Source organism: Ferdinandcohnia salidurans, assembly GCF_042680725.1.
GTDB classification, from domain to species: Bacteria; Bacillota; Bacilli; order Bacillales; family Bacillaceae_L; genus Ferdinandcohnia; species Ferdinandcohnia salidurans.
Genome location: NZ_JBHUEK010000031.1, coordinates 89,630 through 110,626 on the forward strand (window position 1 = coordinate 89,630; position 20,997 = coordinate 110,626).

Genomic DNA, 20,997 nt, shown 5'->3' on the forward strand with positions numbered 1-20,997 from the left:
AGTTTAGTTAGAGGGTGTAACACATGCCACAATTTTTTCTCAATAAGCGACTAATCATCTTACTTGTTTGTATCATCGTTCTAGTGGCATTGATTGGATTTTCCTTACAAGAGCGTAACAAATTATCATGGCCGGAGCAATTTATAAAAGACTCAGTTGGCTGGGGTCAGAGTGTTTTTCATCAGCCCTCACAAGCCATTGCGGGATTTTTTGATAATATAAATCATATACAAAATACATATGAAGAGAATAAACTCTTAAAGGAAAAGCTTGATTCCTATGGTCAATTAGAAGCAAAAGTACAGGAGTTAGAAAAAGAAAATGGAAAATTACGCGACGTCCTGGAAAAAACGGAATCTCTTGATCATTTTAATAAAATACAGGCCACTGTTATAGGACGTAACCCTGACCAATGGCATGAAATCATTACAGTTAATCGTGGGACTCGGCATGGCGTGGAAGTTGACATGGCGGTGATTACCTCAAAAGGATTAATTGGAAAGGTAAAGCATGCCAACACATTTACTTCTACCATCCAGCTTTTGAGTTCTCCTAATCGAATTAACCGAATCTCTGCTTACATTCAAGGGGAATCAAAGATTATGGGCTTAATTGAGGGGTATGACGAAGAAAAAGAAGCTCTACTATTTAAAATCAATACGCCAGATTCTAAGATTGAAAAAAATCAAAAAGTACTTACTTCCGGGCTAGGTGGAATTTTCCCAAGTGAACTGTATATTGGTGAGGTTATGGATATTGTACCTGACGATTATGGATTAACAAAAACAGCCTATATCAGACCAGCTGCTGATTTTTATGAAATTGATCATGTAATCATTGTCGAGAGAACGATGATTGTACCGGAAGAAGAGGAGGAAGAATCGTGAAGCGTTTCGTTCTTCCCCTTATTTTGTTCTTTGTTTTTTTACTGGAAAGCAGCTTTGTTGATTTAGTGCCAGCAGATATTTTTCACAAAGAGAATGTCTATGTACCTCGTTTTTTATTTTTATTGATTGCTTTTATTACAGTCTATTTTAATAAACCAGTTGGACTTTTATATGGGGCTATCTTTGGTTTACTTTATGATATTGTTTACACGGAAGTTTTAGGAGTTTATTTGTTTTTATTCACACTTGTGGTCTATCTTATTTCCTGGGCAAGTCGAATTTTACAAACAAATATCTTTGTCATCTCTTTTCTAAGTCTCATTGGAATCTTTGTTTTGGAATTTTGTGTGTATGGTGTAAATTTGGTAATCGGTTCTACTACTATTTCAATAGAACGATTCCTTCAAATCCGAATTTTACCGACGTTACTACTAAATAGTATATTTATACTAGTGTTTGCATTTCCCTTTAAGAAATTACTAGGAAAGCTGCATATTGAAGAATAAGTAGAATTTGATAGAATCTCTTAAAAAAATTTGATAATTAACAGGAAAAATGGAGTCTCTTGTTGAAGTATATTATCGTTGAGGTGAACGTCGTGAAAGGACAAAAACAACAGTATGTTACAATAAAAGGGACAAAAGACGGACTAACGTTGCATCTCGATGATTCTTGTTCATTTAAAGAGCTAATCGAAGACTTAGAGATTAAGCTTTCCCTGAATCAGAAGCGGAATGATGATGTTCCGTTTGTTCCTGTTAAAGTAAAGATTGGTAATCGTTTTTTATCACAAGATCAAGAAGAAGAAATCAGGTCGATTATTCGAAATAAAAAACATTTGGTCGTAGATTTAATTGATAGTAACGTTGTTACAAAACAAGAAGCAGAAGAGATGAGAAAGAAGCATGAAATCGTTTCAGTCGCTAAGGTGATTCGTTCTGGACAAGTTCTAAAGGTCGAAGGAGATCTTATGCTAGTTGGTGACGTGAACCCTGGAGCTACTGTGATCGCTGGAGGAAATATTTTTATTTTAGGCACTTTACGCGGAATTGCACATGCCGGTTTCAATGGGAGACGAGATGCGATCATCACTGCAGCAGTTATGAAACCTACGCAGCTTCGGATTGGTGACATCATGAATAGAGCACCAGACGCTGTTCAAACAGAAAACAATCTAATGGAATGTGCCTATGTGGACGATAATGAGACAATTGTAGTAGATAGATTGCAACAGTTAACTCATTTAAGACCTAATTTAACAAGGTTAGAAGGGGGAATCTAGCTGTGGGAGAGGCTATAGTTATAACATCAGGAAAAGGTGGAGTCGGAAAGACGACCACGTCTGCTAACGTAGGCACTTCCTTGGCTGTGCTAGGGAAACGAGTATGTTTAATAGATACAGATATTGGCCTGCGTAATCTAGATGTTGTTATGGGTCTTGAAAATCGCATCATTTATGATTTAGTTGACGTTATTCAGGGTCGTTGTAAGCTTAAACAAGCCTTAGTTAAGGATAAAAGATTCGAAGACCATCTATATTTACTGCCAGCTGCCCAAACAAGTGATAAAACTGCAGTAGAACCTAGCCAAATGAAAAATTTGGTAGAGGAGTTAAAACAGGATTTTGATTATATAATCATCGACTGTCCTGCCGGAATTGAACAAGGCTTTCAAAATGCTATTGCTGGGGCGGACAAAGCGATTGTTGTAACAACACCAGAAACTTCTGCCGTTCGAGACGCCGACCGCATAATTGGATTACTTGAAAAAGAGGATGTCGAACCACCACGTCTCATCGTAAACCGGATACGGAATCATATGATGAAATCAGGTGAGATGCTTGATATTGATGAAATTGTGACACATCTCTCAATCGACTTAATCGGAATTGTCTCAGATGATGATGAAGTTATTAAAGCGTCAAACAGTGGTGAGCCAATTGCCTTAAATTCAAGCAGTAAAACAGGAATTGCTTATCGAAATATAGCGCGAAGAATTTTAGGGGAGTCGATTCCACTTCAATCACTTGAAAACGACCCTAAAGGGATGTTCTCAAAGATTAAGAAATTCTTTGGAGTACGTTAAACCACCTTACAAAATGAGGTGGTTTTTTATTATTGTAAAGGCTCTATAATATTTGTTGGGGTTTAGAAAAAAATTTTGTGTGCATAAAAATACACGCAAACTCTTCATTCTTTTATACTTGAATTGTCGAGAAACAAGTAAAGAATGGAGTTGCGTGTATATTGATTTTACCATGATTATTCCAGGATTAAAAGGGTCAATCTTAACCAGTGTTGAAGAGGTGGGAGAAGTTGTACGACTGTACGTTGAAATGGAACGGAAAGTACACCGGTGCCCTAAATGCAATCAAAGGACGAGGAAAGTTCATGACTATCGTGTACAAAAAATCCAACACTTAAAGTGGTTTGAAAGAAAAACTCAGATCTTTTATAAGCGAAGACGATATGCATGTGAATGTGGAAAACGTTTTTCTGAGAAAAACCCTTTTGTCATGCGCTATCAACGTACTTCTATCGAATGGAATCAAGCAATATCAATCAAAGCAATTAAGGGGAAAACATTCAAAGAAACGGCTGAGAACTATGGATGCTCTTCATCAACAATTATTCGTCGATTCGATCAAATCTCTAGAACTGAAATTCGCCCTGTTGAAGAATTACCTACGGTAATAGCGATAGATGAATACAAAGGTGATACCCGAGAAGGTAAATACCAGTTAATCATTGCGGATGGGATAACAAAAGAACCGATTGATATTCTACCAAATCGCTATAAACGTACGATAAAGGACTACTTACGAAAGCATGGTTCTAGAGTTCAAATAGTCATAATGGATATGAATCATTCCTTTAAAGCAGCCGTTCAAGAGGCATTGGGTAAACCTGTTATTGTAGCTGATAGGTTTCATTTTTGTCGTTATATCTATTGGGGGCTTGATGCAGTAAGACGACGGGTACAAAACGAGTTTCATGGCTACGATCGTAAAAAGTGTAAGCGAATGAAACATGTATTTCATAAAGATAGCCAGCGCTTGACCAAGGATGAACGATGGCATTTGGATAGATACTTGGAAATGTCAGAGGAGCTCCAACGAGCTTATGAGATTAAAGAGGCCTATCGAGCTTGGTTTTTACGTGCCAAAGAAAAAGGAAAAAGCAATATTAGCCTAGTAAAAAAGGAACTCGAAGAGTTATATAAGTTCATTGGGGAATCGAAGATACCCGAGATGATTAAAGCAATAAAGACCATTCAAAATTGGCAAGTTGAAGTATTAAACAGTTTTGCCTATGAATATTCAAATGGATTTCTAGAAGGAATTAATAATTCCACCAAAGTTCTTAAGAGAAACGCTTATGGATTTAGGGTTTTTGAACGCTTTAGAGCTAAAATTTTATTAACACACAAGTATAAAAGAATTGGGGTACATATTGGTTAACCGAGTTAGTGAGTATTCTTCTGTATAAAAAATGATGAATGGTACCCATCCATCATTTTTTATACAGGCCACCAAGCGAAGCGCGGTAGCCTATAACCCCAACATTTGACTTAGAACCATTGTAAAAGGCCTTCTTAAAGTGAGCCACTATAAATTTAAGTAAAGCTATGAGAATTTAGTCCTTCCCCGTCATTATTAAGAATCTGAATTAGGAGACTGTACCTATCGTAATCGCTAGAAATAAAGGAATAAATTACCAACTTACGTTCGACCTGAATAATTTCAAAAAAATTAGAAGGAGAATATAATCATTTTTGGAGAACATTTTGGAAATTCCTTACAAGTAAGACGTTCTACCTAACAAATAAATTTGTAATCTTTTGTTATGAAAGGTAAAGCAAAGTCCCTATTTTCTTGAAAAACCCCCAAAAAACACATAGCGAAACGAATATATATTAATTCGTACTAAACTCCTTATTTGTCTTTTTCCATATAATACAAATTAACCAAATTCTGAATCTTCAAACAAATTAGTCGTTTTTCGACACTTTTTTCATATTTTTTTAGCTAAGGTTAATTCATACCTGTACTTCTACATAATGTTATTTCCAGATGGAAATACGCGGTATCTAAGAGACCCCAATGAATTGGAGTATAGGAATCTATCGAAAGGAGGACAAATCAGATCGTAAAAAAATAAAGGGAGGAAACCTGATGAGGAAAAAAGGGAAACGTAGGTTAACAAAGGTTGCAAGTATCGTAATGTGTGCGTTATTACTAGCACCGAGTGTAATGGCTTCGCAAACATTTGCTCAGGCAAAGGAACCTTCAACATCTTACCTAGGAAATAATAATGATGTGGCTTCTAGTAAAATTTCTAAAAGCTTACAAGACAAATTCGCCGATGAGAAGATGGTTACTTTTCTTGTTAAGTTCAAGGAACAAGTTGATTCTAACAAAATAGCAAATGAAGCAGCTAAAAAAGCTAGTATCCAAAAATCTACAGTAGCTAAAACAAAATCGATAAAACGAAATGCAATTGTTTCAGAACTTCGTACAACAGCGATTGAAACACAAGGTGATGTGAAGACATATCTTCAAAAAGAAGAGGCTTCGGGTAATGCAAAGGATATTAAATCCTTCTTCATTGTAAACGGAATGGCGGTTACGGCAACGAAAGATGTTATGGAGAAAATCGCATCATTCCCTGAGGTTGAAAAAGTGTTACCTAATGAAACACGAACATTGCATGTTCCAGTAACGGAAAAGTCTTCAGTAGCAGTTGAATCAAAAGCGACTCCTCAAAACATTGAGTGGAATATTGATCGTGTTGGAGCTCCGCAGGTTTGGGAGATGGGAATCGATGGAGCTGGTACGGTTGTTGCTAGCATTGATACGGGTGTTCAATGGAATCACCCAGCATTAATGGAGCAGTATCGTGGCTATGACCCAGCTAATCCAAGCAATCCGAACCACCAGTTTAGCTGGTTTGATGCCACTGCTGGTCAATCTACTCCGTATGACGATATTGGTCATGGAACACATGTTACAGGTACAATGGTTGGTGCAGAGCCAAATGGTGCAAATCAGATTGGTGTTGCTCCAGGTGCAAAGTGGATCGCGGTTAAGGCATTTACAGATGCTGGAGGGTCCGATATTGACTTATTAGAAGCAGGGGAATGGATTATCGCTCCTGGTGGTAATCCGGATATGGCTCCTGATGTTGTTAACAATTCATGGGGTGGGGGACCTGGTTTAGATGAATGGTATCGCCCAATGGTCCAAAACTGGAGAGCAGCAGATATTTTCCCAGAGTTTTCTGCAGGTAATACAACATTATTTAATCCAGGTGGCCCAGGATCAATTGCTACACCAGCAAACTATCCTGAATCGTTTGCAACTGGCGCAACGGATATTAATGATCGATTGGCAGGGTTCTCGTTACAAGGTCCTTCACCATATGAAGGAGATATTAAACCGGATATTTCAGCTCCAGGTGTGAATATTCGTTCATCCGTTCCTGGTAGCGGATATGAAGGTGGCTGGAATGGAACATCAATGGCAGGTCCGCATATTTCTGCTATTGTAGCTTTATTAAAACAAGCAAATGCATCATTAACGATTGAACAAATTGAAGAGATCATTACATCAACTGCAACGCCTTTAACTGACGGTACTTTCCCAGAATCACCTAACTTTGGTTATGGGTATGGTTTGGCTAACGCCTATCTAGCTGTCTCCTCAGTTGCTTCTGGACTAGGGAAAATTAAAGGTCAAGTTGCAAAGGATGGTATGGATGAAGAGGCTCCAACGTTTGAACATGCAGCACCTTCTGAAACCTATGCTGGAATGGACTTACCACTTTCGATTTCAGTACAAGACAACATAAGCATTACATCTGTTGTACTTCAATATGAAAATCAAGATGGTGAATGGGTGAATGTTACAGCTACTCAAACATCTGGAACGTACAATGAAGGAACATTCGAAGCAGTGATTCCAGGGGAAGACATTGCAGAGCCTTCTGTTTCATATCGATGGCAGGTGGTTGATTTTGGTCAAAATGATGTAACGACCGATGAATATGAAGTTACTGTACAGCCAGGTATTTCAGTCGGTTATTTCCAAGACTTTGAATCTACTCCTGTAGGTTGGTTCTCTTATGGTGCGGAGGATACTTGGCAATGGGGTGCTCCGACAAGTGGTCCAAATAGTGCGCATTCTGGAGAAAAAGTATATGCTACCAATCTAGCTGGACAATATAGCAGTCGAGCGAATATGACTCTTGTTATGCCACCAATTGACCTACCTGAAGGTCCAGCATACCTACAATACATGAACTGGTTTAATCTTGAACGTAACTGGGATTACGGTCACGTATTTGTTTCTACAGATATGGAAAACTGGACACAATTACTACGTATCACAGATACATCTTCTGGATGGCAATCTGCAGAAATTGATTTATCAGAGTATGCGGGACAGCGTGTATATATTGGCTTCAATGTAACAACTGATGGAAGTGTAACTCGCGATGGCTGGTACATTGATGATGTACGTCTTTCAAATGAGCAACAGCCAGGTCAAAGTAAAGCTCAATTAGGAGTACAACCTACGAAGGGTGATAGCGCAGACAGAGGGGACAGCTCAGTTTCTCTTAAAGAAGGAGAAAAAGTTGATCCTGCTAAAATTCAGCCAAAAGGTTCTCATATCGACTTTAAGGAAGTAGATGTTAATGAAACTAGCCCACAAGCTTTGCCTTTACATGCTCAAGTGAGCGTACTAGAATCGGGCCGATCTGTTTCAACTAATCCTGCTACTGGAGCTTATGAATTAATTCATGGCACAGGTGATTTTACAGTAGTTGCTGAAAGCTATGGGTACCATGCAGCACAACAAACTGTAACAGTCGAGGCAGAAGGTGAAGCAGTGGCAAACTTTGTTTTAGAGGAGAAAGCACAAGGAACAGTATCAGGCACAATTACAAATGCGGCAACAGGTGAACCTGTATCAGGTGCAACTCTATTACTCGTAGAAGATGCAAATGTTACTCCTGTTGAGACAGATGAAAATGGTCAGTATTCACTTACTGCATATGAAGGTACGTATACTGTTCGTGTAATGGCACCTTCCTATTATAGTGAATCATTTGAAGTTGTTCTCGAAGGAAATGGTGAAGTTGCACAAAACGTAGAATTAAGACCATTCATTGGATATCCTGGTGAAATTGGTTATGACGATGGTACTGCAGAAAATGCACGTGCTTTCTATGATGCTGGTAACGGTTGGGCAGTGAAAATGTCACTAAATGAAGGGCAAAATGCTGCTCTTGTTACAGGAGGACAATTCCGTTTCTGGGATACAACATGGCCAACCCCAGGAGGAACGGATTTCAAAGTAGAAGTATGGGATGCAACTGGAATAGATGGAGCACCAGGTAAAAAACTTGCTGGGCCGATTGACGCAACTGCTCTACGAACTGGTGAATGGACAAATGTGGACCTTGCTGCTGAAGGAATCATCGTAGAAGGCGACTTCTATATGGTATACATTCAAGCAGATCCAAATCCAAATGCACCAGGACTTGGAACCGATGAAGATGGAGAGTATTCAGGTCGTAGCTGGCAGTTTGTTGGAGGAGCCTGGTCATTAGCTCCAGAAGCTGAAGGAAATTACATGATTCGTGCAACAGTTAATTATGAGGTAACGGCTCCAACCATTACTTCTCCAATAACAGGAGCTTACACAAATGAATCTACTGTTACTGTTGAAGGAAAGGCAGCCCCTACAACAACTGTTCATATCTTTAACAATGGGGAAGAAGTAGCAACAACGGACACAACTGATGCTGGTACTTTCTCTGTGGATGTTGAATTGCAAGATGGTGAGAATTCACTAACAGCTAAGGCATCAACTGACACGGGTATTACCGATGCATCAGAACCTGTAGTTGTTGTGCTTGACCAAACATCTCCGGAACTCGCAATTACAAGCCCAGAAGATGGTGCAAAGACAAATAAAGAAACAGTAACTGTAACAGGTACTGTACAGGATGAGAATATTGAATCTGTGACAGTAAATGGAGAGAATGCAACTATTACAGAAGGTAGTTTCTCAAAACGCATTTTAATTGAAAATCGAGAAAATAATATCGAGGTCGTTGCTACTGATAAAGCAGGTAATACAACTACTAATCAAGTTACTGTAACTGCTAAATTCGGTGAAATAAGAATAGCTGACCTTAAACCTACTGAGGATGTACATTTGAAATCAGGTGAAAGTGTGAAGATTGAATTCACAACTGAACCTGGATTAAATGCAACCTATGCGATTCGCTTACCTTTAACGAACGCTAAAGCTGATCTTAGTAATGCTACAGAACTTCCAATACAAGAAGTATCACCGGGTGTATACGAAGGATATTGGACAGCAATTTCAAGCGTTGTAGCCGAAGGTGCTGAAATTGAGGTTATTGTAAGGGATGAATTTGGAAACGAGGCACGACAAGTAGCAACTGGTAAGCTGTTTATCAATGTACAAGAAGATGATGGAAAGCCAGGAAAAGGCAAACCAGGAAAGCCAGGAAAACCTGACAAACCAGGAAAAAATAAATAGTTTTTTGAAGGGAGAGGAGGATGCAGAGAAATCGCATCCTTCTTTTTCAATGAGAATCAAATGAAAGATGAATCATTTGATCACAAGTGTTCCAAATTGTCATAACTGACGTTCTTCAATCATAAACTTGTACAAATAATATGGACAAGGGATGATGTGAATATATGAGTAATCGAGCGAATGAAATTAGAAGGCGGATTGCGAAGAGAAAGCGTTCCAGATACCCGAGCCCCACTAATCCACACAAGTCAGTTCCTCCCTTTTTAGCAAATGATGAGGAGCGATTTGGAGGTAGTACATACGCCTCTTTCGATGGGGGTGGATCTGGAGATGGAGGCCATCCACTCTTCCGAAAAGAAGTCTTTTTATTTAAGGTACTTCTTTCAGCCATTCTTGTATTGTCAATTGGAATTATATTTAAAAATCAGTCACCAAATTTTGAAAAAGTCCGGCATTTTGTATCCAGTACAATGGAAACTGAATTTCAATTTGCGGCAGTAACGGAATGGTATAAAGATACCTTTGGCAGTCCACTTGCTTTACTTCCTATTAATCAAAACAAAGAGCAGGTTGATGCACCTGAACCTGGTAAATATGCCCTTCCTGCAGCTGGAACTGTGACGGAGACCTTTGAAGCAAATGGTCAAGGTATTATTGTTGAAACGGACAGCAAAGTAGTAGAAGCAATGAATGCGGGAAATGTGACGGAAGTTGCAGTTAAAGGTGATCTAGGCAAGACAGTTGTGATCCAGCATAGTGATGGCACTGAAACTTGGTATGGAAATCTAGGATCAGTAAATGTAAAACTATATGATTATGTAGAAACAGGACAAGAGGTAGGACAGGTTCAAGACCCAGAAGGCGAGAACAAAGGAACGTATTATTTTGCAATAAAGCAAGGTGAAACATTTATTGACCCGATCCAGGTGATAAAATTTGAATAATTACGTAAAACTCCTAAGAAAAATAGAAATACATCCACTACTTTGGCTTATCGTCGCAATTGCAGTTGTTACTGCACATTTTAGAGAGTTATTGATGCTGTTTTTAATCATATTTGTCCACGAAATGGGACATGCTGCATGTGCCCATTTTTTTTCATGGAGAATTAAGAAGATTCAGCTCCTGCCATTTGGTGGAGTGGCAGAGATGGATGAACACGGAAATCGTCCCTTGAAGGAAGAACTCCTCGTAATAGTAGCAGGGCCCCTACAACATATTTGGTTAGTGGGTGTTGCGTATTGCTTGTTTTTGGGTTCAGTCATCTCCCCAAAAACATTTGATCTTTTTCTATATCATAACTTAGTGATTCTTATCTTTAACCTCCTTCCGATTTGGCCGTTAGATGGAGGGAAACTGCTTTATTTGTTTTTTTCTTATAAGCATTCTTTTTTTGAGGCACATAAACGGATGCTTTTTGTATCCTGCTTGATAGCTGGGCTCATTTTAGTTGGAATGTTACTCTATAGCCCGAACAATCTAAATCTATGGGTAATTTTATCCTTTCTATTCTTTTCGATAATTATGGAATGGAGAAAGAGGCATTACGTCTTCATGAGATTCTTACTGGAACGCTACTACGGTAAGCAGGACACCTTTACGAAATTGAAGCCACTCGTAGTGGACGAAACAGAAATGGTTTATTCCGTTCTTTCGATGTTTCAACGAGGTTGTAAGCACCCCATTGTCATTAGAAAGGACGGAGAAAACCAACAGCCGCTTGATGAAAATGAGCTATTATATGCCTATTTTAATGATAAAAAGATTACCCAACCTGTCGGTGAGCTTCTCTACTTGTATTGACATTTCCAAATGAGGTACATTAAAGGAAAGTGTATTGTTAAAGCGAGGACAAGAGTTTGAAGACAATTATTATAAATGTTAAAACAAGTGAAAAACGAGTAGCTGTAGTAGAGGATCAAAAAGTTCTAGAGTTGAATATCCAGCAACCCAAACATAAAGAAATAGTTGGAAATTTATATAAGGGGCGAGTGATTGACGTCCTACCAGGGATGCAGGCAGCCTTTGTAGATATTGGTATAGGCAGAAACGGCTATATCGGACGAGAGCAGCTTGCTTCCTACCATCTTTCTCCCCAAAGTGAAAAAGATAAAAATATAGCTCATTTTGTTAGACAAGGTGAGGAAATCATTGTTCAAGTTACGAAAGAAGGGGCAGAGCGGAAAGGTCCCAAACTAACTGGACTAATTGAGTTTCCTGGAACTTCCCTTGTCTATTCGCCATTTGGGAATTATGTAGCAGTCTCGAGGAAAATGAAAGAGGAAGAAGAAAGGGACAGATGGCGTAATTTTGGAAAAACATATCTTGAAAAGCCAGAAGGTCTTATTATCCGGACTGCTTGTGAAAATAAGGATGAATCAATCATTCTAAAGGAGCTTGAAATTCAAAGAAGCCGCTTCAATTCTTTAATTGAAAAGCAAAAACTACTTAAGCCTCCAAGCCTTTTATTTGATGCCAATCATCTTGTTGATAAAATTCTATTAGAGCATCAGTTTGAGGATATTAAGGAAATTGTAATTGATGAAGCGCAAGAATATAAACAGATAAAGGACCTATTAGGCGAAGAAAAAGTCTCTTTTTTTCGTGGAAAAGAAAATATTTTTTCTTCTTACGGTATAGAGCGGGAAATTGAAAAAGCACTTAAGCATATTGTATGGCTAGATAATGGGGCGTACTTATTAATTGAGCAGACAGAAGCTTTAACGATAATCGATGTGAATACTGGAAAGTTTCAAGGAAAAGAAAATTTGCGAGATACGGTGTTTAAAACAAATCTCGCAGCAGCAAAAGAAATTGCTTTCCAACTAAGGCTTCGAGATATTAGTGGTATTGTCTTGGTTGATTTTATTGATATGAAGCATAATGACGAACGCCAAAAAGTCATCCAAGCCTTACGCTCTGTAGCAAAGGAAGATCGAAATCGCATGACTATTCATGGCTTTACGTCTCTAGGTATTCTAGAGCTAACCCGAAAGAAAACTCGTCAAGATCTTTTAGGAATATTGCAGACGAGTTGTCCAACTTGTTCAGGTACAGGACGGGTAGACTCTGCAGAAACGATTGCTTTCAAACTTGAACGTGAATTATGGGAATATCAAGGCATGGATTACGACGCGATTTGGATTGAAACAACAGAAGAAGTAAAACAAGTCCTGCTCGGAGAAAACACTAATCATAAGAAACGTTTGGAAGAAGCCTTGTCTTTTCGTATTTATGTAACTGAAATAGTTTCTCCTCGACATGAATATTTCATTAGACATATTGGAACCATTGATGAAATGAAAGAACGGCTAAATAATCGGTCCTAATTTAAGAAATGATTGACTCAAACTTGTCTTTGTGATAATATTTTCATGTTATTGTTTGTAGCACCCACTGCTACAACCGCTCATTCCAGGTAGTTAAGTTTCCATTAATGGAGCGCCTGTGTATTGGCGAGTCTTAGTCATACTATTAGGAGGTGCAAATATGTACGCAATTATTGAAACTGGCGGTAAGCAAATCAAAGTTCAAGAAGGCCAAGAAATCTATGTTGAAAAGCTTGACGTAGAACAAGGTGGAACAATTACTTTTGACAAGGTTTTATTCGTAGGTGGCGAAAACGTAAAAGTTGGTAGCCCAACTGTTGAAGGTGCAACTGTTACAGCTAAAGTTGAAAAGCAAGGTCGCGCTAAGAAGATCGTTGTTTTCAAATACAAGGCTAAAAAGAACTACCGTAAAAAACAAGGTCATCGTCAACCTTACACTAAAGTTACAATCGAAAAAATCAACGCATAAGGCTTTCTATCATGATAAAAATAACTATTAACCGTAATAGTTCTGGTAGAATCGACTCGTTTACAATGAGTGGACATGCCGAATATGATGTTCCTGGAAAGGATATCGTTTGTGCAGGTGCCTCAGCCGTTGCTTTTGGTGCTATTAATTCAATATATGCTCTATGTAAAGTAGAACCGATATTGGAACAAGAAAAAAACGGATTCCTCCGCTGTCAAATTCCTCAACTCGAGGATGAGACAACCCGGGAAAAGGTACAGCTTCTTCTAGAGGGAATGCTTGTATCCTTACAAACGATTGAACTTGATTATGGACAATATATGAAAATTCAATCATAAAAAACTTCATTAATAGGAGGTGGACAATAATGTTCGTAAGATTAGACCTTCAATTCTTCGCTTCTAAAAAAGGGGTAGGTAGTACTAAAAACGGTCGTGATTCAATCTCGAAACGTCTTGGTGCAAAACGTGCTGACGGTCAATTCGTAACTGGTGGATCAATTTTATACCGTCAACGTGGTACTAAAATTTATCCAGGAGTAAACGTTGGCCGTGGTGGTGACGACACTCTATTCGCAAAAGTTGACGGAGTTGTTAAATTTGAGCGTGTAGGCCGTGACCGCAAACAAGTAAGTGTATACCCAGCTGCGCAAGAAGCGTAATCGTATTAAACTCTAACCTTAAGGTTAGAGTTTTATTTTTTGGAGGATGAAAATGACACATCGAACTTCTGTGTTGGCTTGCTTCTCCGGTCCTCACGTATTAATTGCATACGCTCCGGTCCTCAAAGCTGCGCCGCCTTGAACTTCTTGGTCCTTTTCAACCTCCTTTTTTTATTTATTAAAGAATCCTGATTGTAGAATGTAGTGTTATTTTCCAAGGTTTGATATAATTTTTAGACAAGATTCGAAATCTAAATGTTGTCTTTTGGCACATTGAATTTTAGGGGAAATGACATGAATAAAAATTGGAGTACGATTGAAGTTTTAAAACATACACGTCACGATTGGTTAAATAAAATACAGCTAATCAAAGGGAACATCTCACTAAATAAAATGGATCGGGTTAAGACGATAATTGAAGAGATTGTTATAGATGCTCAAAATGAAACACATCTCACAAATTTACAAATTCCAACTTTTGCTGCACTTATCATGACCTTAAATTGGGAGCCTCATAAATATCAATTGGACTATGATGTTGTTGGTGATATTCGAAATTTATCAAACTACGATACAAAACTAACAGAATGGTGCACACAATTTTTTGCCATACTGGAAGATGCGGTTGATGAAATGGGAGAAAATCATTTATCCCTTACTATCGACTGTTCATTAGAGGAAACTCGATTCTTTTTTGATTTTAGTGGAATACTAAAAGATAGGGAATACCTCACAAATTGGCTAACTACGCTAAGCCAATCAGATCAATTCCCGCAAATAACAGAATACAAAGTACATAATAAAGAAGTAAGTATAACAATACATATTGCATGAAAATTCAGGTGCATAAATAACCGGAGGTAAGAGATGTTTGTAGATCAAGTCAAAGTGTATGTAAAAGGTGGAGACGGTGGTAACGGGATGGTTGCTTATCGTCGTGAAAAATATGTTCCAATGGGCGGTCCTGCTGGTGGAGATGGTGGAAAAGGCGCGGACGTCATTTTTGAGGTTGAAGAAGGTCTAAGAACCTTGATGGACTTCCGATACCAACGCCATTTTAAGGCAAAACGTGGGGAACACGGAATGTCGAAGAATCAGCACGGAAAAAACGCAGAGCCGATGGTTGTTAAGGTCCCCCCTGGCACAGTCGTGACAGATGATGATACAGGTGTGGTTGTTGCAGATTTAACACAGCATGGCCAAAGAGCAGTCATCGCTAAAGGTGGTCGTGGTGGAAGAGGAAACTCTCGATTTGCAACACCTGCCAATCCGGCACCAGAAATCGCTGAAAATGGTGAACCAGGACAGGAGCGTTATATAAGACTTGAACTTAAGGTTTTAGCTGATGTGGGTCTTGTTGGTTTTCCAAGTGTCGGAAAGTCTACTCTATTATCCGTTGTTTCTGCTGCAAAACCAAAAATTGCAGAGTACCATTTTACAACGATAGTACCAAATCTGGGCGTTGTTGAAACAGAGGATGGACGCAGCTTTGTGATGGCTGACCTTCCGGGTTTAATTGAAGGGGCACACCAAGGCGTCGGTCTTGGACATCAATTTTTAAGACATATTGAACGAACAAGAGTCATTGTTCATGTAATTGATATGTCAGCAATGGAAGGACGCGATCCTTACGAGGATTATCTCACGATTAATCAAGAATTAAAGGAATACAATCTTCGTTTAACGGAACGTCCACAAGTGGTGGTCGCAAATAAAATGGATATACCTGAAGCTGAGGAAAATTTAAAAACATTTAAAGAGAAGCTCCAAGACGATGTGAAAATTTTCCCGATTTCCGCGATAACAAGACAAGGTCTCCGCGATTTGTTGTTCACGATTGCAGATCTACTTGAAACGACCCCAGAATTTCCTCTTGAGGTCGAGGAAGATACGAGCAATCACCGCGTGATGTATCGTCACGAAAAAGAAGAAGTGGATTTTATTATTTCGCGTGAAAGTGACGGCTCATTTATTATTTCTGGAGAACGAGTCGAAAAACTCTTTAAGATGACTGATTTTTCAAGAGATGAGTCTGTAAAACGATTCGCTCGCCAGTTGCGTGGTATGGGAATCGACGACGCATTGCGTGAAAAAGGTGCAAAACACGGGGATATCGTAAAATTACTTGAATATGAATTTGAATTTATAGAATAAAATAATGTGTTTAAAAGAAGGTAAGTAGGGGGGAGTAGCTTACATGGATGGCAAATTCTATCTAGTTCGTGAGGATGTACTTCCAGAAGCAGTTCGTAAAACATTGGATGCAAAGGAACTATTAGACAGTGGAGAAGCACAATCTATTGCAGAAGCAACACAGAAAGTGGACTTAAGTAGGAGTGCTTATTACAAATATAAAGACACTGTCTTCCCTTTTCATACGACTGTTAAGGAAAAAATTATTTCATTGTTTTTTCATCTGGAGGACCGGTCTGGTACCCTTTCTCAATTATTAAGAACTGTAGCAGATACTGGTTGTAATGTGTTAACAATCCACCAAACAATTCCGCTTAGGGGAAAAGCGAATGTAACACTCTCATTAAACACATCAGGCATGCATGGTGAAGTAACTGACCTCCTAGCTAGACTTCGTAAACTTGAATTTGTAGATAAAGTTGAAATTCTTGGAACAGGAGCATAGGGGGAAGAACGATGAACATTACAAATGTAGGGTTTCTAGGACCGAATGCTACATTCACAGCACAAGCGGTTGAAGCATTGTTTCCCGGTAAGGAAAACAAACCATATCGAACAATACCTGCATGTATTGATGCAGTAGAAAACGGGGAAGTGGATGTGGCTGTCGTTCCAATTGAAAATACGATTGAAGGAACGGTTAATTTAACAATTGATTATCTAATTCATGTAAAACAACTTAAAATTATTGGTGAAGTGATTATCCCAATCAAACAGCATTTAATGGTGCATCCCAACAATATAAACAATTGGGAAGATGTACAAGGTATCTATTCACACCCACATGCAATCGCGCAATGCCATAAATTTTTATATAATCATTTTCCAAATATACAGCCGATTGAAACAAGTTCTACAGGTGCAGCCGCTAAATTTGTAAGTGAGCATCCAGAGCAGAATCATGCGGCTATTGCAAACTCATTTGCGGCAAAGGAATATGGTTTAACGATTGTAAAACATGATATACATGATTTTGATAATAATCATACGCGCTTTGTTGTATTACATAAAGAAATGTTAGATTTAGATTTAGTTAAGGAAAATACAGGAGATAAAACAACCTTGATGGTTACATTGCCTTCCGACCAAGCCGGGGCATTACATCAGGTATTGTCCGTTTTTGCCTGGAGAAAGTTAAATTTGTCTAAAATCGAATCAAGACCAATGAAAACGGGTCTTGGTAATTATTTATTTTTAATTGATATTGAACAAAGAATGGATGAAATACTAATCCCAAGTGCGATTGCAGAATTAGAAGCTTTAGGGAGCGGAGTGACTGTATTAGGTAGTTATCCATATTATCATATTTAGACTCGGCATTTAGTCGAGTCTCTTTTTTTTTATACTTTTTATGCTTGGCCAGCCCTCATGCTGTACATAATTTGTGAAGCCTATGCATAAGTTGTGATGAGAAATAGTGGCAATTTGCCTATTTTGACATAGTATGTATTGACTTATGTATAGGAGGGGAAAATCGCGTGAAGATCCATATCGTTCAAAAAGGCGACACCTTATGGGAAATTGCAAAAAAATATGGGGTGGACTTCCAAGAACTAAAAGCTGTCAATACTCAGTTAAGTAATCCTGATATGATTATGCCTGGTATGAAAATTAAAGTGCCAACCGGAACTGTTCATGTAAAAAAAGAAGCTCAAATTGGTGGAGCTAAAAAAGAAGCTCAAATTAATGTAGCGCCGAAAGAGGAACAAATTCAGCATCCGTTTGCCGAAATTGCACCTCAACCATTTCCTGTAATCGATTTTGAAGAGGAGGTACCAGAGGTTAAGGAGGAAGTAAAGGGTGTTGAGACAGGACCATATATTCCTCAAATGCCGCAAATGCCGCAAATGATAATAATGCCGCAGATGCCAGCTGCACCACCACAAATGCCAGTAATGCCGCAAATGCCACAATATCAGCCACTAGAAATTGATATCAATAACTTTAATCTGATGGAGATGGGAATGCCGCAAATTCCAACACCACCAACCAATGTTTTACCTGGGATGATGGCACCGGAAGAAGAGGAGTTTGAACCAGAAGAAGATTTTGAAGCACAAATGCCACAAATGCCACAAATGCAGCAAATGCCACAAATGCCTTTACAACAGCCAGCTATGTTTAATAATTGTGTACCAATTACGCCAGTTATGCCTGGGTACGGCTTTAATTATGTACCAGGGTTTCAGGGAGGCTTTCCACCGCAACAAGGGCCATTTAATCCGATGGGAGGATTCCCTCGAACAGAAGGGGTAAAAGAGGAAGTAAAAGAAGAAATGGCTCCGGTTCAAATGGCTCCAGTTCAAATGGCGCCAGTACAAATGCCACCGCAACACCCATTTGAAATCGATATTAACAATTATAATATTATGCAAGCACAAATGCCACAAATGCCTCAAATGGTCGCAGGTGTAGAAGATGAATTTGAAGAAGTAGCTGAAATGCCACAAATGCCACAAATGGCACCAATGCAGGCACCACCGTTTCCGATGGGACCGTGTGTACCAGTAACTCCGGTAATGCCAGGTTATGGATTTAATGGAGGTTTCCCAGGGCCTGCTGGATTCGGACCTAATATGCCAATGCAAGCTGCACCACAAGCTGTAAGTCCAGCGATGGCTAACAATCCAGGACCAGGTTTTGCGGGACCAATGAATCCACAAATGATGCCAACACAATTTTATAATAAAAAAGATTGTGGTTGTGGTGGACCGAAGCCTCCATTTGTAGGACATTTCCCGCAACAAGGCTACCCAATGGGGCAACCAGGATTTCAAGGACAATTCCAACCACCATTTCAACCTCAGTTCCAAGGTGGTGGATTCCCAGGATATCAGGGTGCACCGTTTGGAATGAATCCAAATCAGCAAATGCCGTTTAACCCAATGTTTAACATGCCGGATGTTGACGATGACTTAGACGATTAATAATAAACATTTAATGAAGGGCGAATAAATCATACATTCGTCCTTGTATTTTTTTAGTATTTGTCTAAAAAGTAAGTTCTAAAAATGTAATAATTTGAAAATGGACACTTGTCAGTCCAAGATTTAAATAACCTGCAAAAAACTAACAGAAATAATCCCCCTTTGGATAAGCCAACCTAATGATGAACATGTAGATATGTTCAATAGGTCAAAGGGGGTTATTGTATTGAGGAAAATACTCTATACAGTTTCGACTGCAGCATTATTACTTGGTGGTCTAACGGCGTGTAATACCGATAATCAAGGGGCAGGTCCAAATAAGGATTATAATGATAATGCTAGACCAATCGGTTATTACTCGAATGAAAATAATCGAAATAATGAAGATGGAAATGGAAACCGTCTTCGTGACAATGATGGTCCATTAACAGAAATTATGGATCGCACTGGGAATAACAGGAATGACCGTACCGGCATCATGAACAACAGAAATGACAATAACAATCGCACTGGCATCATGAACAACAGAAATGACAACAACAATACCGGTATGGTAAATAACAATGATAAAACAAGAAAAAATCGTCCTGGAATCATGAACTATCGCGAGGAACAACGTCGAAATGGTATCATGAATAACCGTAACGGTCGAACAATTAACCCTTTTAATGATGGAAACCCGAATACAATGTATGAAAATGGCCATGGACATGCTGATACAAACTATAGCAGCCATCTGAATGACAATAACCATAAAGTACAAACATATGGCTATTACAATGACAATGGAAAATTAGTTCGTAAAATTTCCGAACGTGCTTCTAAGGTTAAAAACGTGGACGATGCTCGTGTCATCGTAACAGACGATAACGTCTTAGTTGCTGTTGATACGAACGATAATACAAATCGTAATAATGTCCAAGACGCTGTAGAAAGAGCGGTACAGCCATTAGCTGGTAACCGAAATATCAATGTTGTGACAGATGAAGGTACTTTTTCACGAGTACGTGATATCGATAATGATATTCGTAACGGAAATAGACGTGAAACAATTGATGCTGACATAAAAGACCTTTTTGACAACATTGGTGATGCTATTAGTAAGCCATTCACAAACCATAATAGGGGTTAATGTAAATTGCATATCTAATTGGGTGTCCTTTGGGACATCCCTTTTTTATGGAAAATTTTTTCAAAAAACATTGGATATTCTTGTTAATAATGGTCAAACTAATATGTGTAGGACGGTCATATACAAGTATAAAAAAGAGTTGGCAACTAATTGTAAGAGGTGATGCCAAAATGAGAAAGATTGTAAAAGTAATCGTTTGTCTAGCGGTTGTTTTTATATTGCCTAGCTTTTCAGGAATTGGTGCGGAGTTAGAAGAAAACAATGATTCTGTTCAAGAGGTAACCGGTCCATTAGAAGTCACTGTCATTCTTGAACGTGTTTATGTAGACGGCGAGGTAAGTGAAGAAATCATAAAAGAAACAATCCTATCTATGGAAGATTTTTGGGCACAGTATGAGGATTGGAACCTAGTCCATCAAGATGATACTCAGGTTGTTTTTCAACAACGAATAGACGACATTTCACCTTTGCTTAAAACGAACGGCTATTTTGGTATAACGGAAGATGGAATTTTGTCTATTTTTAATGGAAAACCAGATGAATCAGAAAAGGTTATCCAATCATTCTTTCAGATCGACGTTGAGAAGCTTGAAAGCTACCAACATGATTTACTGAAAAAAGGAATCAAAATAGGAACAAAAGATGAGTATATTAATGTCATTGAAACCTATAAAACCTATACATCCTCCCCTTAATATATAACATTTTTAAAGAGACTAGACTCCTTCTAGTCTCTCTTTTATTTTGGAGGATGTTCAAAAAGTCCGGTAAAAATGACACATCGAATTTCTTCGTTGGCTTGTTTTTCCGTTGCTCACGTATTA

At 38.6% G+C, this 20,997-nt stretch carries 19 protein-coding genes and 1 other annotated feature; all 19 genes read left to right on the top strand.

The features are described from left to right. Positions 1-23 precede the first annotated feature (23 nt). The 19 genes from mreC to ACFSFW_RS21055 all read left to right on the top strand — a co-directional run bounded on the left by mreC (position 24) and on the right by ACFSFW_RS21055 (position 20,868). Positions 24-887, top strand: a complete 864-nt coding sequence (mreC, locus tag ACFSFW_RS20965; RefSeq protein ID WP_304217559.1) for a rod shape-determining protein MreC — start codon at positions 24-26, stop codon at positions 885-887. Next, on the top strand, positions 884-1,393 hold the full coding sequence (gene mreD, locus ACFSFW_RS20970; RefSeq protein ID WP_304217555.1) for a rod shape-determining protein MreD: 510 nt from the start codon (positions 884-886) through the stop codon (positions 1,391-1,393). The genes mreC and mreD overlap by 4 nt, the downstream gene beginning before the upstream one ends. Positions 1,394-1,476: 83 nt before the next feature. Then, positions 1,477-2,169 carry a septum site-determining protein MinC gene (gene minC, locus ACFSFW_RS20975; RefSeq protein WP_099362278.1) on the top strand — a complete coding sequence of 231 codons (693 nt, stop codon included), beginning with the start codon at positions 1,477-1,479 and terminating at the stop codon, positions 2,167-2,169. A 2-nt stretch (positions 2,170-2,171) separates the two neighbouring features. Next, positions 2,172-2,972: a septum site-determining protein MinD gene (gene minD, locus ACFSFW_RS20980; RefSeq protein ID WP_099362055.1), complete on the top strand. Its 801-nt coding sequence runs from the start codon at positions 2,172-2,174 to the stop codon at positions 2,970-2,972. A 154-nt stretch (positions 2,973-3,126) separates the two neighbouring features. Further along, positions 3,127-4,347 carry an ISL3 family transposase gene (locus tag ACFSFW_RS20985; protein ID WP_304217774.1) on the top strand — a complete coding sequence of 407 codons (1,221 nt, stop codon included), beginning with the start codon at positions 3,127-3,129 and terminating at the stop codon, positions 4,345-4,347. Between the two features lie 714 nt (positions 4,348-5,061). Next, positions 5,062-9,462 (top strand): S8 family serine peptidase, encoded by a 4,401-nt coding sequence (locus ACFSFW_RS20990; protein ID WP_388041098.1) that lies wholly within the window; start codon positions 5,062-5,064, stop codon positions 9,460-9,462. A 164-nt stretch (positions 9,463-9,626) separates the two neighbouring features. Next, positions 9,627-10,406: a M23 family metallopeptidase gene (locus ACFSFW_RS20995; RefSeq protein WP_304217550.1), complete on the top strand. Its 780-nt coding sequence runs from the start codon at positions 9,627-9,629 to the stop codon at positions 10,404-10,406. Beyond that, the gene (locus ACFSFW_RS21000; RefSeq protein WP_304217547.1) at positions 10,399-11,265 is read left to right on the top strand and encodes a M50 family metallopeptidase; all 867 of its coding nucleotides are present in this window, start codon (positions 10,399-10,401) and stop codon (positions 11,263-11,265) included. The genes ACFSFW_RS20995 and ACFSFW_RS21000 overlap by 8 nt, the downstream gene beginning before the upstream one ends. Positions 11,266-11,321: 56 nt before the next feature. Further along, positions 11,322-12,791 carry an Rne/Rng family ribonuclease gene (locus ACFSFW_RS21005; protein WP_304217543.1) on the top strand — a complete coding sequence of 490 codons (1,470 nt, stop codon included), beginning with the start codon at positions 11,322-11,324 and terminating at the stop codon, positions 12,789-12,791. A gap of 64 nt (positions 12,792-12,855) precedes the next feature. Beyond that, positions 12,856-12,935: a sequence feature (ribosomal protein L21 leader region), on the top strand. 16 nt (positions 12,936-12,951) lie between these two features. Beyond that, on the top strand, positions 12,952-13,260 hold the full coding sequence (rplU, locus tag ACFSFW_RS21010) for a 50S ribosomal protein L21 (RefSeq protein WP_099362050.1): 309 nt from the start codon (positions 12,952-12,954) through the stop codon (positions 13,258-13,260). 11 nt (positions 13,261-13,271) lie between these two features. Next, a complete protein-coding gene (locus tag ACFSFW_RS21015) occupies positions 13,272-13,598 on the top strand; it encodes a ribosomal-processing cysteine protease Prp (RefSeq protein WP_099352126.1) in 327 nt (108 codons plus the stop codon). 29 nt (positions 13,599-13,627) lie between these two features. Then, on the top strand, positions 13,628-13,921 hold the full coding sequence (gene rpmA / locus ACFSFW_RS21020; protein ID WP_099352127.1) for a 50S ribosomal protein L27: 294 nt from the start codon (positions 13,628-13,630) through the stop codon (positions 13,919-13,921). A 294-nt stretch (positions 13,922-14,215) separates the two neighbouring features. Continuing rightward, complete coding sequence (locus tag ACFSFW_RS21025; RefSeq protein WP_304217536.1) at positions 14,216-14,755, top strand: sporulation initiation phosphotransferase B; 540 nt, start codon at positions 14,216-14,218, stop codon at positions 14,753-14,755. 33 nt (positions 14,756-14,788) lie between these two features. Continuing rightward, positions 14,789-16,075: a GTPase ObgE gene (gene obgE, locus ACFSFW_RS21030; RefSeq protein ID WP_304217533.1), complete on the top strand. Its 1,287-nt coding sequence runs from the start codon at positions 14,789-14,791 to the stop codon at positions 16,073-16,075. A gap of 43 nt (positions 16,076-16,118) precedes the next feature. Beyond that, the gene (gene thrR / locus ACFSFW_RS21035) at positions 16,119-16,559 is read left to right on the top strand and encodes a transcriptional regulator ThrR (RefSeq protein ID WP_099362046.1); all 441 of its coding nucleotides are present in this window, start codon (positions 16,119-16,121) and stop codon (positions 16,557-16,559) included. Positions 16,560-16,570: 11 nt separating this feature from the next. Beyond that, entirely contained in the window at positions 16,571-17,425 is an 855-nt protein-coding gene (pheA, locus tag ACFSFW_RS21040; protein WP_304217530.1) for a prephenate dehydratase, read from the top strand. A gap of 167 nt (positions 17,426-17,592) precedes the next feature. Next, positions 17,593-19,041 carry a SafA/ExsA family spore coat assembly protein gene (safA, locus tag ACFSFW_RS21045; protein ID WP_388041104.1) on the top strand — a complete coding sequence of 483 codons (1,449 nt, stop codon included), beginning with the start codon at positions 17,593-17,595 and terminating at the stop codon, positions 19,039-19,041. A gap of 226 nt (positions 19,042-19,267) precedes the next feature. After that, on the top strand, positions 19,268-20,173 hold the full coding sequence (locus ACFSFW_RS21050; protein WP_304217524.1) for a YhcN/YlaJ family sporulation lipoprotein: 906 nt from the start codon (positions 19,268-19,270) through the stop codon (positions 20,171-20,173). Between the two features lie 170 nt (positions 20,174-20,343). Next, complete coding sequence (locus ACFSFW_RS21055) at positions 20,344-20,868, top strand: intercompartmental signaling factor BofC (RefSeq protein ID WP_304217521.1); 525 nt, start codon at positions 20,344-20,346, stop codon at positions 20,866-20,868. Positions 20,869-20,997 lie beyond the last annotated feature (129 nt).